This window comes from Pedobacter nototheniae, assembly GCF_032678625.1.
In the GTDB taxonomy this organism is placed as follows: Bacteria; Bacteroidota; Bacteroidia; order Sphingobacteriales; family Sphingobacteriaceae; genus Pedobacter; species Pedobacter nototheniae_A.
Genome location: NZ_JAVTSO010000001.1, coordinates 778771 through 793585 on the forward strand (window position 1 = coordinate 778771; position 14815 = coordinate 793585).

The 14815-nt window shown below is 37.3% G+C and carries 17 protein-coding genes; 11 read left to right on the forward strand and 6 right to left on the reverse strand.

The genetic code is table 11. The features are described 5' to 3' along the window. Positions 1–94 precede the first annotated feature (94 nt). Genes R2Q77_RS03545 through R2Q77_RS03560 form a run of 4 tightly spaced genes read left to right on the forward strand, consistent with a single transcriptional unit; the run spans position 95 to position 2698 of the window. On the forward strand, positions 95–1300 hold the full coding sequence (locus R2Q77_RS03545) for a HAMP domain-containing sensor histidine kinase (protein WP_316802325.1): 1206 nt from the start codon (positions 95–97) through the stop codon (positions 1298–1300). Then, positions 1281–1790 (forward strand): DinB family protein, encoded by a 510-nt coding sequence (locus R2Q77_RS03550; RefSeq protein WP_316802326.1) that lies wholly within the window; start codon positions 1281–1283, stop codon positions 1788–1790. The genes R2Q77_RS03545 and R2Q77_RS03550 overlap by 20 nt, the downstream gene beginning before the upstream one ends. Beyond that, positions 1780–2211 carry a hotdog fold thioesterase gene (locus R2Q77_RS03555; RefSeq protein WP_316802327.1) on the forward strand — a complete coding sequence of 144 codons (432 nt, stop codon included), beginning with the start codon at positions 1780–1782 and terminating at the stop codon, positions 2209–2211. Before R2Q77_RS03550 ends, R2Q77_RS03555 begins: the two co-directional genes overlap by 11 nt. Positions 2212–2254: 43 nt before the next feature. Next, the gene (locus R2Q77_RS03560) at positions 2255–2698 is read left to right on the forward strand and encodes a hypothetical protein (protein ID WP_316802328.1); all 444 of its coding nucleotides are present in this window, start codon (positions 2255–2257) and stop codon (positions 2696–2698) included. A 56-nt stretch (positions 2699–2754) separates the two neighbouring features. Here R2Q77_RS03560 and R2Q77_RS03565 read toward each other — a convergent pair whose 3' ends face one another. Next, on the reverse strand, positions 2755–3114 hold the full coding sequence (locus R2Q77_RS03565) for a DUF6249 domain-containing protein (protein WP_316802329.1): 360 nt from the start codon (positions 3112–3114) through the stop codon (positions 2755–2757). A 134-nt stretch (positions 3115–3248) separates the two neighbouring features. On the opposite strand from R2Q77_RS03565, the gene R2Q77_RS03570 reads away from it, so the two are divergent. From R2Q77_RS03570 to R2Q77_RS03585, 4 genes are all read left to right on the forward strand, one after another. Next, the gene (locus R2Q77_RS03570; protein WP_316802330.1) at positions 3249–3815 is read left to right on the forward strand and encodes a Crp/Fnr family transcriptional regulator; all 567 of its coding nucleotides are present in this window, start codon (positions 3249–3251) and stop codon (positions 3813–3815) included. A 70-nt stretch (positions 3816–3885) separates the two neighbouring features. Then, positions 3886–4206: a multidrug efflux SMR transporter gene (locus R2Q77_RS03575; protein ID WP_316802331.1), complete on the forward strand. Its 321-nt coding sequence runs from the start codon at positions 3886–3888 to the stop codon at positions 4204–4206. Positions 4207–4253: 47 nt separating this feature from the next. Further along, a complete protein-coding gene (locus R2Q77_RS03580) occupies positions 4254–4835 on the forward strand; it encodes an RNA polymerase sigma factor (RefSeq protein WP_316802332.1) in 582 nt (193 codons plus the stop codon). After that, entirely contained in the window at positions 4832–5320 is a 489-nt protein-coding gene (locus R2Q77_RS03585; protein ID WP_316802333.1) for a hypothetical protein, read from the forward strand. The genes R2Q77_RS03580 and R2Q77_RS03585 overlap by 4 nt, the downstream gene beginning before the upstream one ends. Positions 5321–5450: 130 nt before the next feature. On the opposite strand, the gene R2Q77_RS03590 is transcribed toward R2Q77_RS03585, so the two are convergent. From R2Q77_RS03590 to R2Q77_RS03610, 5 genes are all read right to left on the reverse strand, one after another. Continuing rightward, on the reverse strand, positions 5451–5642 hold the full coding sequence (locus tag R2Q77_RS03590; protein WP_010599196.1) for a cold-shock protein: 192 nt from the start codon (positions 5640–5642) through the stop codon (positions 5451–5453). 108 nt (positions 5643–5750) lie between these two features. Further along, a complete protein-coding gene (locus tag R2Q77_RS03595; protein WP_316802334.1) occupies positions 5751–6671 on the reverse strand; it encodes a hypothetical protein in 921 nt (306 codons plus the stop codon). Between the two features lie 40 nt (positions 6672–6711). Next, entirely contained in the window at positions 6712–7569 is an 858-nt protein-coding gene (locus tag R2Q77_RS03600; RefSeq protein WP_316802335.1) for a phosphodiester glycosidase family protein, read from the reverse strand. A gap of 83 nt (positions 7570–7652) precedes the next feature. Further along, positions 7653–10169 carry a zinc-dependent metalloprotease gene (locus tag R2Q77_RS03605; RefSeq protein WP_316802336.1) on the reverse strand — a complete coding sequence of 839 codons (2517 nt, stop codon included), beginning with the start codon at positions 10167–10169 and terminating at the stop codon, positions 7653–7655. Between the two features lie 163 nt (positions 10170–10332). Further along, the gene (locus tag R2Q77_RS03610; RefSeq protein WP_316802337.1) at positions 10333–11580 is read right to left on the reverse strand and encodes an aspartyl protease family protein; all 1248 of its coding nucleotides are present in this window, start codon (positions 11578–11580) and stop codon (positions 10333–10335) included. 50 nt (positions 11581–11630) lie between these two features. On the opposite strand from R2Q77_RS03610, the gene R2Q77_RS03615 reads away from it, so the two are divergent. From R2Q77_RS03615 to R2Q77_RS03625, 3 genes are read left to right on the forward strand one after another with little or no spacing between them, the layout of a single operon-like run. Further along, positions 11631–12959 carry a D-alanyl-D-alanine carboxypeptidase/D-alanyl-D-alanine-endopeptidase gene (locus R2Q77_RS03615; RefSeq protein WP_316802338.1) on the forward strand — a complete coding sequence of 443 codons (1329 nt, stop codon included), beginning with the start codon at positions 11631–11633 and terminating at the stop codon, positions 12957–12959. A gap of 5 nt (positions 12960–12964) precedes the next feature. Then, positions 12965–13762, forward strand: coding sequence for an alpha/beta hydrolase family protein (locus R2Q77_RS03620; RefSeq protein ID WP_316802339.1), 798 nt, complete (start codon positions 12965–12967; stop codon positions 13760–13762). A gap of 36 nt (positions 13763–13798) precedes the next feature. After that, entirely contained in the window at positions 13799–14812 is a 1014-nt protein-coding gene (locus R2Q77_RS03625) for a glycosyl hydrolase family 18 protein (protein ID WP_316802340.1), read from the forward strand. The last annotated feature ends 3 nt before the right edge of the window (positions 14813–14815 follow it).

A 14815-nucleotide genomic window follows, 5' to 3' on the forward strand; every position in this document is an offset into this window, starting at 1 on the left:
AAAACAGTCCGGCCATCGGCCTATTGCGTAGCGGTACAAAGATATGTTTTTTATGTTTTTTTCGTTTTGTTATTGTATTTTGGCAAACCAAAGCATGAACCCTTACGAAAAAAAACGCCGCTGGAAATTTTTCCTCCTTTTTTTTGCCATACTAATCGGCATAGCCTCAGTATTTTACACCGATTCTTTTGTAAAAAAAATGGAACGCGAGGAAGCCGACCAATTTCACCTTTGGGTTAGAATACAGGAGCGATCGATGTTATTATACGACAATGATGATTTTCGAACCATTGTTGAAACCGTTAGAAAAAACACAAAAACACCTGTAATCATGGTTGATTCGGCTGGAACAATCAGTTCCTTTTTTGGACTGGACAGTACTAAAACCAATTACCCCACGGATCCTAAACTTACCTACGATAGTTTGTATTTTGTGCACCAGCTGGATAAAATGAAAGCGCAGCACAGTCCGGATGAAATGAATATTATAGGCCGAAAGTTTAAAGCTTATTACCGGGATTCTTTTATTTTAACACAGCTCAGGTATTTCCCATACATCCAGATGGGTGTGATTTTTCTCTTTTTATTAACGGCCTATGCAGCATTCAGCTCATCAAGGCGGGCAGAGCAAGACCATGTTTGGGTTGGTTTGGCTAAAGAAACCGCGCATCAGCTGGGCACACCTATTTCTTCTTTAATGGCCTGGACGGAGTTGATGAAATCTAAATTTGATGCTGAAGATGACCCATTGATTGCCGAAATGGAGAATGATATTAAACGACTGGAAATTATTACCGATCGTTTTTCAAAAATTGGTTCCAAGCCTATACTGGAAGATCATACCGTTTATATTGTTATCAGTAATTTTATTAGTTATTTCAAAGTAAGAACATCCGATAAGGTGAAATTTTCCATTACCGGCGATGAGCAGGTTAGGGCCATGCTGAATGTTCCGCTGTTTGATTGGGTAATTGAAAACCTGCTTAAAAATGCTGCCAACGCTATAGAAAATGAGGGTTCTATATCCGTTAATATTATCGAAAACTTAGCTAAAGAGCAGGTTTTTATTGATGTAACCGACACGGGGAAGGGAATTCCGAGATCGAAGTTTGATGCTGTATTTCAACCTGGTTACACCACCCGGAAACGGGGTTGGGGCCTGGGTTTATCATTAACCAAACGTATTGTGGAGAACTACCATAGCGGAGATATCTTTGTTAAAGAATCTGAAATTGGAAAAGGCACAACATTTAGAATTATATTAAAAAGTAGTTTAACCTATGAACCGACCACAGCCTAACGAATACCCTGTTTGGGGCGAAACTTATATCGAAAAAGTTAACGGTGATGTTTTACAGATTTTAGCTGATCAGATTATCACCATCCCAGATTTGTTCAGAAACAATGCTGCTAAAGAAAATTATGCTTATGCAGCTGGTAAATGGACTTTAAAAGAGTTGTTAGGGCATATTATAGATACCGAACGGATTCTGGTGTACCGGATGACTTGTTTTTCGAGAAATGAACAGCAAGCCTTACCTGGCTTTGATGAAAATGATTACGTTACGAATGCCCGCTTCCATGAAAGGGAATTAGAAGATCTTATTGAAGAATTTATTGCTTTGCGCAAAGCGAATTTTCACTTTTTTAAATCGTTGAATGAAAACGAACTGAGCAGAAAAGGCACGGCTTCTAACCGGGAGATTAATGTAAAATCTATATTATTTATTGTTGCAGGGCATGTTATACACCATGTTGGCATATTAAAGGAGCGCTACCATGTGGTTTAAAAAATATACGCCTGAAGAATTAAACAACTGGCCAAAAAATAATATCGGTGGAACGCTTGATATCAGGTATACTGAAATAACCGAGGATTCTATTTCGGGCACTATGCCGGTAGATGAACGCACACACCAACCTTTTGGAATTTTGCATGGCGGCGCTTCGGTTGTGCTTGCCGAAAGCCTGGGCAGTATTGCTTCATTTATGTGCGTTGATCCTGAAAAATACCTTGCCGTTGGCCTCGAAGTTAATGCCAACCACCTTCGCCCGGTTAAAAGCGGATTGGTTACCGGCATTTGTAAACCCTTGCACATTGGTGCTAAAACGCATGTTTGGGAAATTAAAATTTACAACGACCGTGGTAAAATGAGTTGCATTAGCCGCTTAACCGTTGCGGTAATTAACAACGTTCAGAAAGACAAATAATTTACAGATATTTATGTATTAATTAACTAAATATCATTTGATTATGAAAAGCATTTTTTTGCTCTTATCTGTTGCAGTAATATGGAGTTGCAACCCTAAAGCCGAAAATAAAAACACTCCATCAGATAGTACCGGCACCGCCATGAGTAAACCGCCCAAAATTGGCGGAGCAAAAGACGAACATGGCTGTTTAATTGCGGCCGGTTACACCTGGTCTGTGCTTAAAAATGACTGTATCAGAACGTTTGAGCAGAATAAACTTTTACCGGTAGAAAACAAGGAAAGTTATACTTTGGCGGCCTATTTCTTGTTCAACAGCGATCAAACAAAGGCAGAATTATTTCTTCCGAAGGAAAAACAAAGTATTATTTTAGAAAGAACCGGAACGGAAGGGAATTACGTTTGGAAAAAAGACGATTTACAAATCTTTGGATGGAAGGGTTATGCATTAAGTAAAAATGGCAAAGTAATTTACCACGGCGAATAAATAAAAAAGCCTGTTTCCAATCGCTGGAAACAGGCTAACAATTAAACCAATTTATTTTATGGTTGTTTATCAAGCCACCTTTTTTCAAAAACGTAAGATAAAACAAGACCTAAGCCTCCAAATATTCCTATTGAACCGAAATAAACTGCAACTGCTTGTCCTTTTTGGTCATACTCTAATTCAGGGCCAAAAACACTACGAACCGTAAATAGTGCTACAATAAGACCTAAACCGATACCGATTAACAGTAAACCGAACTTTAGACTTAGAAAGGGTTTAGGTGCCGATCTCGACATTCCTGGGTCAATTCCACGCTCTATCATGGCCATTTTTTCTTTGTTTGATAAATAACGAATCCCAAATACCATTGCGAATGCTCCTAAAAACATTGTTATCGCGACTAATTCTCCTGGCATAATTATATTTTTTAAATGTTAATATTCTTTTAATTCTTATGAACCGTGTTCTGTGTATTATGACTACATGATTTTTAATCAGGTTACACCCTAAATAAAAAAAGTTTAATAGCTTTATCAAATTAAAAAAGAAATTGCACAACGAGTTAAAAAATATCCCCCTGTTTTCATCATTAAGCAATTCTTCCTTATTGCTTCTGGCCTCTTGTTTCAAAATAATCAATGCCCATAAGGGCGAGGTATTAATCAGGGCAGAAAAAACAGAACCGTACTTTTACATTATTGATGAAGGAATTGCGCGGGCGTATTCGGATGGAGAAAACCAGCAAATTACATTCTGGTTCGGGCAAAAAGGCGATGCTTTATTTTCGTACAACAGTTATATAAACCATAAGCCCGGATATGAAAATATCGAGCTTTTAGAAAATTGCCGGTTATTTCAAATCAAATCGGATGATTTACTTTCTTTATACACTACACATATAGAAATTGCCAACTGGGGCAGAAAAATTGCTGAACAGGAATTAATTGCAACAGAAAAAAGATTGATAGACCGACTGTTTAAAACCGCAACTGAACGCTATCTGGAGTTTCTGGATCAATCGCCGGCGCTGGCTAAAAGCGTTGCCCTCAAACATATAGCTTCTTACCTGGGCGTTACACAAGTTACTTTAAGCAGAATTCGGGCGGATATAAAATAGATTCATTTTTTAACATTTGTAAAATTTAATGCAGCCGGCCGGGCCTACCTTTGCATCAAATTATAGAAACATGAACTGGATTATATTAATTATCGCAGGCTTATTTGAAGTTGGTTTTACAACTTGTTTAAAGCTATCAAACAATTTTACCAATTTAAAATGGAGCATTGGCTTTTTTATTGCCATTAGTTTAAGCTTTCTTTTACTTAATAAGGCGGCGCAAACTTTGCCAATGGGTACTGCATATGCAGTTTGGACAGGTATTGGGGCCGTTGGAACAGTAATTATTGGCATTGTTTATTTTAATGAACCGGCCACCTTTTGGCGCATATTTTTCATCTGCACACTTATTGCTTCTATAGCTGGTTTAAAGTTTTTTGCCTCTCATTAACATAATGCTGTAACCTGTTTGCCCTTCTTGTTGTCTTATGGTTAAGCATGGTGCAAAAATTTACTGATTTAGAGTTGATACAAAATATATTGAACGGTGATACCGGGCAATATGCTTTGCTGGTAAAACAGCATCAGCGTTTTGTATTTACCCTGGCTTTAAGGTTTGCCAAAAACCGGGAGGATGCCGAAGAAATTGCACAAGATTGTTTCGTTAAAGCTTATAAAGCTTTGGGCACCTTTAAGCAAACTTCAAAATTTAGTACCTGGTTGTACACCATTACGTATACAACTGCTATGACTTTTTTAAGAAAAAAGCGTTTAGATACCACCTCCATAAGTGATGAGGAAACGTTTATACAATTAGAAAACCATAGCTCGGCTTTTAATGCCAATGTTTACGAACAACAAAACAGCCATGCTTTTTTGAATGAAGCAATTAATATGCTTTTGCCAGATGATGTTGTTATTATATCGTTATTTTACAAAGGCGAACAAAGCCTGGAAGAAATAGGCCAGGCATTAAACATGGAACCAAATACCATTAAAGTAAAATTACACAGGGCAAGGCAAAGACTTAAAGAGAAATTGCAATATTTGCTAAAAGATGAAGTAAAGGAGTTACTATGAATATGATAGAACAAGAACTTTGGGATTACATTGACGGAAACCTCAATGAAGACCAGGTGAAAAGCATCCGGAAAAAAATTGAATCAGATCCTTCTGTGCAATTGCTGTATAGTGAATTGGTGAAACTTAACCTCACTTTTTCTGAAATAGAACTGGATGAACCTTCTATGTCATTTACCAGAAATGTGATGGAAGATATAGCCATACTCCCGGCGCCGGTAACTTTAAAAACAAAAGTTGATCAAAGGATTATTTATAGCATTGCCGGCTTTTTTGGTTTAGCCCTTCTTGTTCTGTTTGGCTACATTTTATACAATTCTACCTTTAGTTTTAAGGACCTGGATTTTAACTTTAAAGTTGATTTAAAAATTGATCAGTTCCTGAATTCCACAGCGATTTACATCTTCTTATTTGCTGATTTAATTATTGGTTTAGTTTTTTTAGACTATATGTTGCGAAGAAAATCTGCAGATAAACTGAGTTAAAATATTAAAACTGGTAGCCAGCAAAAACAATTATTGCGAGGGCTATAAAACGGTTGAGGTGATTGAAACCGAGATAAAAAAGGGCTGCTTTCTTGCGAGAGCAGCCCTTTTCTGTAAATATGATAATAAATTAAATTACTTTCACATTAACGGCGTTTAAGCCTTTTTTACCGTTAGCAACTTCGTACTGTACTTTGTCGTTTTCACGGATTTCGTCGATAAGACCTGTTGAATGAACAAAAATTTCGCTATCGCCATTCGCAGGGATAATAAAGCCAAAACCTTTAGTTACATTGAAGAATTTTACTGTGCCTTCTTGCATTGTATTAAATATTAAAAATTAAGTGTGCAAGGTAACTTTTATATTTTAAAATCAAAATATTTTTTAACATTATTTTAACGTTAATACTTTGTAAACAGCGGGTTACTGCTACTTTTTAATCGCTTTACCTACAATATTTAACGTAATTTCGCTATTGTGCGCTATGCCTAATGTGGTTCCGGGAATAACGGTAAAAAGGTTCCTCAGGTAAATATCTGCAACACCCTGGATTACCTTTTTTCTGGGCTCCATATCTTCTGGCAGTACCCCGTAAACGTTCTGTACCCGTATGGTTCCATGAGCATCAACCACAGCCGAACATTGGTAAGCGAAATCTTTATAGGCCCGGTTGATTACAATTTTATATTGTGGGTACATATAATCATAAGCTGCAGTACGTTTTAGCAATTTATCAACCGTACTTAACTTTTCTACCGTAACAATTTTGCTTTTTGGCACAAACTGTACCGGGCTGGTTGCAGCAAAAGCACTATCACTGTTTAAATTGGTTTTTGATGCAAGTTTCCGGATATATACAGTATCTGCTTTAGTCGTTTGCTGTAATTTTTCTGCAGGAATTTTCAATTTATCTTTAATGTATCGCTGTGCATAAAAAGTCATGTTCACATCCGACCTGATGTCGGCAGCAATTACCTTACCATCAACCTGAACCCGTTGAAAAACCAAACTATCTTTACTGATGTGTTTTACCTTAAAAAATTCTTCAGCAAAATTGTACACATTACCATGATCATATTGCAGGTAAAATTTTTGCATAATTTGTTTTTGAGGACTCCAGGCCATCATTGTATCTTCTGCCGCTACTTCAATAATCCAGGATGGCTTTTGCATAAAGCCATCTTTATTAAAAGAAAGACCATCACTAAAACGGCGCTTTACTTCTTCATATCTGATTCCTTTAACGGGGGCAAAAGTAAAGTCTCTTAAAGTAGCATCGGTAGATTTTGTTTTGTTATTGCAGGCCAATACACCAAACAATGCCAAACAAAGACACAAATTTCTTATCATACAGGTATAACGTCGTAAATTAAATTTTCCGCTAAATTAATTATTTCTTCTTAACCAGTATTACGTTCGCCACTTTCCTTTCGCCCTCATGATCCCACTTTTTATTATCTGTAGGATGGTTAATTACTCCCTTGCCATTAATCCATAAAGTTGTAGAGCCTCCCCCATCAAAATTTACAGCGCTTGTACAACCCAGCCATTGCATCAGTTTCCTCAATTCAAACAGGCTCATGCCGGCAGAATTATCGTTACGTCCATCAACAGTTAATAAAATCACCCGCCCATTTGGCTTTAAACCTACGCATGTTCGCGGATGACGTAACCGGTTAAACGCAGCGGTATCTAAATCTTCTTTAATTCCATTAAAAAAGAGCAAAGGGCCATTTAGCAGAACATTTTCTTCCGTTAATCTATTCTCCCAATCTGTTGTTCCATCCCACTTTTTTATTGCCAATTTGCCTTTTTCAATTACCACAGCAGCTTGTTGATGGCGTGCACGGCTTCCATTTTTTTCTAACCGATTTTGATTAATTATTTCCCCTTTTACTTTAACAAAATCAACTGAGCCACCATTTTTCACATCAAAGAAATTACCATTTATGGCTACAATGGCCGTATCCCTTAGTCCAAAATTGCGGGTTGTTACCAATTCCTTTTCTTCGGCACCCAACGCAAAAAGCGCCTTCCTTCCTGTATTTTTTACTTCTACAAAAGAAATGTTTTCATTTGCACCAAATAGGTTTTTATCCTTAAAATGATGACCAAACATTAAAACTTTTTTTGCGATTCTTGTTCTTTGCCATTTGGTTTTTACAATTAATAAAGAATCTGAACTTTGCGCAAAACACATTAAGTTAACCGCAAAAAATAGGGTAAAGAATAAGATTTTTTTAATCATGGCATGTTCTTTAATCTAAAGGTAAAAAAAAACGGAGCAGTCAATTAAGGCTGCTCCGTTTTCTATCTAAAATCACAGGGATTTTACTTTTTAGGATCTAAAATGTTTTTAATCCTAACATTTAAATCATCATAATGTGCTTTACTTACGGCATCGCCAGCAGCCGATCTTGCCTTTGTAGTCGCCAATAAAGTTTTAAGCTCAGCCCTAACCAATGGCCTGATATCTGATAAGCTTACATTAATGGGGGTTAAACCATAATTAGCAGCAGCCTCTACAGGAAAACCCGGAGGAAGATCAGCATCGTTAGTCATTAAATAACCCAAACGGTCTACATAAGCACGTTGCAAATTGCGTTTAAAAGCATCAGCCCTGCCAGCAGCAAAAACCGAAGTATTTAAATCCGTAAATAATTCTGGTAAAGTATATGCTTTAGCGGTTCCATTTTTAGTTTCGTTATCTAATAAACGCGCGATACGTGGTGCGGATAAAATATTAACCAAAGTATTTGCCTGAACCGCTTTAATTCGGTTTAACAAAGTACCATTATCAAATTTGCCCAACTGATCGTTGTTAATTAACCAAAGCGGCGTAGTAAACAATTGCTGACCGAAGAAAGCAACCGCTTCTTTTTGTTTTGCTTTTGGTAAATATGCATAAACGGCGCCTGATTGATCGTAAGTTTTAAAGTTCTCACTCATGCCGCCAACATTGGTTAATACATGTCCCATATAACGATTGTATTGTCCAATAATTTCGGTATAAATTTCTTTTAAATCGCTGTAATCTTTTCCTTTCTGGAAAGTCCATTTCTCCACGTTAGGAAGAATGCGTTTTAAGTTTGCAATACCATAATTACTGGCTTTCATGGCGTTATCGCCCAAATCTTCACTTTGCAGGCGCGGATCTAAAGTAGTACCCTGGCGACCATAAAAATAAAGTGGATTGCCTGCGTTTTTAAGTACCCACTGATTTAAGATTTCTCTTTCCTGTTCGGCCGTGTGGTTACCCGGCAACCAGGAATAACCCCATTTAATAGACCATTTATCGTATTCGCCTATTTGAGGATGCAATTTAGTTACGCCATCGCCTGGTTGTGCAATGTAGTTAAAACGTGCATAATCCATAATGGAAGGGGCGGTACCATGTTTATCGGTAAATGCTTTTGAACGTAAAGAATCAACCGGGTAAGCGTAGCTTGAACCAAAGTTGTGTGGCAAACCCAGCGTGTGCCCTATCTCGTGTGAAGAAACAAAACGAATCAGCTCTCCCATTTGCGCATCGCTAAATTTAGCTTTACGTACCTCAGGATTAACGGCTGCTGTTTGCACAAAATACCAGTTGCGCAATAAATTCATTACGTTATGGTACCAGCCAATATGAGTTTCTAAAATCTGTCCGGTACGTGGATCGCTTACATGAGGACCATAAGCATTTGCAATATCAGAAGCAAAATAACGAACAACAGAATATCTTGAATCTTCTACACTAAATTCAGGATCTTGTTGTAATGTAGGTGCTTCTTTTCCAATAATGGCATTTTTGAATCCGGCAGCTTCAAAAGCTACCTGCCAATCATTAATACCCTGAATTAAATATGGAACCCATTTTTTTGGCGTTGCCGGATCAATATAAATTACAATTGGCTTAACAGGTTCAACCAATTCGCCGCGTTTGTAAGCGTTGGTATCCTTCGGAACTAAATTCCACCTGTGGATGTATGCAGTACGTTCTGCTTTTTGAGCATCGCTTCCATAATCAATTTGTGACTGGCCAAAATAACCTACGCGGTTATCCATAATCCTTGCTTTTACAGGCACTTTTGGCAGCAAAAGCATAGAGGTACTAAACTCAAAAGTTACAGCAGCGTTGCTATTATCTGTTGGAGACTCTGCCGCACGATATGTTTTTGCTGTTTTTACTTCTATGTTAATCGGAAACGTTTTTACTGTATCAATATAAGAACGGGTTGCATCATAAACCGTAATTTTATAGGCTTTACGGATGGCATCAGTTGCACCAATAGCCATAATGTCTCCATTATAAAAATCAGTAACATCAATTACAACACCCGTAGTGTCTTTATTATACGATTTAATTTCAAAGCTTGCCAAAATTTGCGCTAAGTTTGAATTCTGTACCGATTGGTACATATCGCTATTTGCATCCGCTTTTGTAGCGTAACTTGGTACGCGAATATATACTTGTTTACCTCTGCGCTCCCATTTCCAAACTTGCTCGTTTAATTCCTCGCCACCATATTGCTGGTTGCCTACCTTAACACCAACAGGCGATTTTGCCAAACGGGTTACCACAAGCATTTCACGGTTCAACATCGAATCCGGAATTTCAAAATACCATTTATCATCCACCTTATGGGTTTTAAATAAACCATTTGTTGTTCTGGCTTTTGCCGTAATAACTTCAGAATAAGGTTTTATACCTTCTTTTTTTGCTGCCGGAGGAGCTGCGGCCGGAGTTGCAACAGGGGTTTTACCCGATTGGCTTTTTGATTTTTTTTGAGCGTTTGCCGCGTTGGTACCGACCATACCAAAGGCCACAATACCTGCTACTGCAAGTACTTTAAGTTTTTTATTCATATGTGCTTAAAATGGTTTATTTTGCTTGGTAATAAGAGAATAAAGGTAAATGCTTGTTACAGGGATTTGTTTTTTGTAACCAGAAAATTACGCGGCGATTTTTGAGGCCATTCCGAGCCAGGTGCTCAATCACAGAATACCTGTTCTTTTATACAAACTGCTTTTATATTCGTTGCTCCAGCTTAAGTACTTTATAGAAAATCTTACCGTCCCTATAGATTTCCAGAATTAAATTGCGGTCTGTTTTTGATTTAAAAAGTTCCGTTAATTCGTTTAAGCTATATTGATCCATTGGCCTGAAATTTAAGCTTAAAATTTCATCGTCTGGGCATAACCCGGAGCGTTCTGCCGGCGAATTTTCGTCTATATCGCCAATAAGAACTCTTTTATACTCTTTCTGGTCAAGGTAAACCACCATGCCAGCCATATCATGCTCAAAAGGTTGTTTGCTATAGCTATTGGGTTTAATACAGATAAATTTTTCCTGGTAATTAAACTGAATGTCGAATTTACGTAACACATCAGCCCCAAGGTTGCCGTTCCGACTACTTAAATCTATTTTTTGAGAAATGGATTGGAAATCAGGAAAACCGGCAATAACATTCTTAAATTTATAATTTCCGAGGTAAAACTCTTTTATCCGGCCAACGTAACCTTTAATCTGGCCGCTTAAAGTCATTCCTAAATTGGCTTTTATTTTTTTTGCCGGTAAAGGAAATTCTCCGCCATTCAGCATTTCCATTGATAAGGCATGGCTTGCCCCGGTATCCATTAAAAACCTGGCATTCACTTTCCCGGTGGGTAAATCTACAGCGGCCATTACATATGGTTTCTGACTCTCTATTTCTATGGGTATTTTATTGCCGCGATACTTAATTTTCGCATCCGGATCGTAAAAAATAATCCTACTTTCGCTATACCTGATGTCAACTACAAAACTATTAAAAAAGCTAAAACCGATTATCCCGTATACCTTTAACCCTAAATGGCCTGATAAATTAAAAAGATCTTCTTTTAAAATTGCCGTTGGAATCCTGGAAACTGTGGCATTGCCTATTTTAGCGTTGATACTTTGAGAAACATAAGCCTCTACGGTTTCTACCCCCAAACCCGAAACTTTTATTTTGCGCATAGATGCAAAATTTAAAGAATCCAAGATGGTTGGGTCCGTAATAATCATTGGCCCTACACCCGTATCCAGAACAAAGTTATAGGGTCCTTTTCCGTTAATAAAAAGTGGGATTACAATCAGGTTTTTGATGGATTTAAAACTTAATGATTCTCTTGTCCTGTTCTTCGGAAAACTAAAATCCTGGGCTTGTGTATTTGAAAAAAAGAATAAAAATAAGCCGACGCAAAGTATTAATTTACGGGAGGTAAAGAGGGCAATCAGCATATATTTGGTTAACATTAAATTAAATTTAATAATTTAGTTTGTATTATCACCTACATCCACAAAACATGCTTCAAGCCATACGGTCAAGAATTCTATTAAGTGCTTTTTTTATATCCGTTTCCCTACTCTGCAGCTGTTCGGCTGATAAAATGATTTCCAATAAAGTGGCCCGTGAATTTAAAAACTCAAGGGTAATTAAACAATATAATGTTGGTTTTGCCTTATACAACCTGGAGCATAAAAAAATGCTTTTTCAAAAAGATGCTGATCAATACTTCACACCCGCATCCAATGCTAAATTATATACCTTCTATGCCAGTTTAAAAATGATTCCGGATTCCATTCCGGCCTTAAAATACATTGAAAAGGGCGATTCTTTAATTTTCTGGGGAACTGGTGATCCATCTTTTCTTCAAACGGAGTTAAAGGATAAAACCGTTTACAATTTCCTTTCTGCAACCAATAAAAATCTATTTTTTGCCCCCGGGCGATATTCAGGCAACTTTTATGGCAGTGGCTGGTCGTGGGATGATTATAACGATTATTACCAGGCAGAAATTAATGAACTCCCTATTTTAGACAATACCGTTTGGATAAAAGGAATGGCAAATGGAAAATTTTCAGTTTCTCCTAAAAATTTTTGGAGTTGTTTTACTGCAGATAGTACTAAAACGACCGGTGATTTTTTTGTAAAAAGAGATTTTAATGAAAATAAATTTATTTACAGTTTAACCACTCCAAAAGTAAATTATAACCAGCAAATTCCATTTAAATTAAGTACAGGAACCACGCTGGCAATATTGGCCGATACTTTACACAAAACGGTTGCTTTAACGGATATGAAAATCCCGAAACAGGTTAAAACCATTTACAGCGCCAACCGAGACTCGGTATTAAGACATATGCTGCAGCCAAGTGATAATTTTATTGCAGAACAATTGTTATTGGTTTGTTCAGGCCAGATTAGTGATACATTGAGTACGGAAAAAGCGATTGATTATGTGCTTAAAAATTATCTTTCTTCTTTGCCTGATAAACCTCGGTGGGTGGATGGATCTGGTTTATCCCGAATGAATTTATTTACGCCAAGGGATATGGTTAAGGTTTTAGATTTAATTTACAGCGAGGTGAATGACAAGCAAAAGCTATTTTCCATGCTTCCGGCAGGGGGGCAAAGCGGAACACTGAAATATGCCTACCCAAAAACAAACAACCCCTTTGTGTTTGCTAAAACAGGATCATTAACCGGAATCCACAATCAAAGCGGTTACGTGGTTACTAAAAAAGGAAAAACTTATATTTATTCTTTCATGAACAACAATTTCGTGCTGCCAACTGCTGATGTTAAGAAAGAAATGGTGAGAATAATGACTTACATACACGATAACTTTTAACTGATATGAAAGTATTTTTAACTGTACTATCTCTATTTTTTTGCTGCTCAGGCTTTGCACAAAAGCAAATCATATTCGATTCTAAAAATTTGCCCCAGCCAGACACCACCTGGGTTTTTACACCAAAAAAGTGGAATAAAAAAGATAAACTTCCAGCGATAATTTTACTGCATGGCTACGGCGGTAACTATAAACAATGGAATAAAATTATGGACGCTCAAAAATATGCCGATGAATACGGTTACATTTTAATTTGTCCGGATGGCTTATTTAAAAGCTGGTATTTAAACAGTCCTGCAAAAAGCGACTGGCAGTACGAAAGCTTTTTCTTTGATGAGCTTTTACCAAGAACAAAAACAGATTTTGCGGTAGATACCAGCAACTTATTTATTACGGGATTAAGTATGGGCGGGCATGGCGCACTATGGCTTTTTTTAAAACATCCTGAACAATTTAAAAGTGCCGGCAGTACCAGCGGAGGTGTAAATCTTCTGGATGCCATTGGTAAATTCGGTGTTCCTGAACTTTTAGGCAACCCTGAGAAAGACAGCGATAAGTGGTTAAATTATTCTGTAATTAAAAACATTGATAAACTGAGCGGCAGCAAAAAGGAAATCATTTTTGATTGTGGTTCTTCCGATTTCTTCTATCAATCTAATAATGCCCTGAAGCAAAAATGCGACAGCTTAAAAATTAATGCTACTTATATTTCGCAGCCAGGTTCTCACAATTCAGCCTACTGGAAAAAATCCATAAAGCAACAATTCGAATTCTTTAAAACACAAGTTTCATCTATACTTTAAACCTAACCATATGTAATTTGACTTAAATTATTTACCATGAAAAAAATCTACCTTTTATTTAGCGCAGTTACCCTCCTTTTTATTACATCCTGTAAAAAAGATAGTGTTGTAGACACCGCGGTTCCAACCACGCCGTACATTTCTGATAACAGTTTTAAAATTGTATCCTACTTTCCAAGTTACCGCGATCCGGAAGGTGTAAGCATCTCTAAATATAAAATGTTAACACATTTATTTTACGCTTTTCTAAATCCAAATCCAGATGGTTCTTTAGCCACCTTAGAACAACCTGCACGTTTTAACGTGGTGATGCAAAGGGCCAAGGCCAATGGGGTTAAAACGGGTATTTCTGTATCAGGTACTAAAAGTATTTTTGTAACCATGGCCAGTTCTGCAGCAGCAAGAAACCTCTTTGTTAAAAATGTTTTGAACTTTGCTAAAACGAATAATTTAGACGGGGTTGATATGGACTGGGAGTACCCAAGTACAACCGATGGTTCTGCTGACAATTATGTTTTGCTTATGAAGGAATTATCGGATTCATTGCACAAATACCATAAATTTTTAAGCGCGGCCATTACGCCTGGTGTATATGCAGGCGGCATTCGCGATGGCCTGAAAACTGAAGTTTTTCCGCTTGTCGATTTTTTCAATATTATGGTTTATGATGGCCTCGGCTGGGATAAAAACGAACCCTTGCAACATGCATCTTACGATATGGCTACTTTTAGTTTAAATTATTGGCTCAATACCCGCGGCATGCCCAAAGAAAAGGCCGTTTTAGGAATCCCGGCTTATGGCAAAAATGCATCTAATTCTTCAAAGGCTTATCGTGATTTTGTTGCCAATAATGCGAATACCAGTTTAGATTCTGCTTCGATTGCCGGTGTAAAATATTATTTTAACGGCATTACAACAACAAAGAAAAAAGCTAAACTTGCAAAAGATGTAGGCAATGGGGTTATGTTTTGGGAGTTTTATCACGATGACAACGGTGCCAAATCTATTATCAAAGCCGCAAACGACACATTAGGGAGAAGCTATAACTAAATA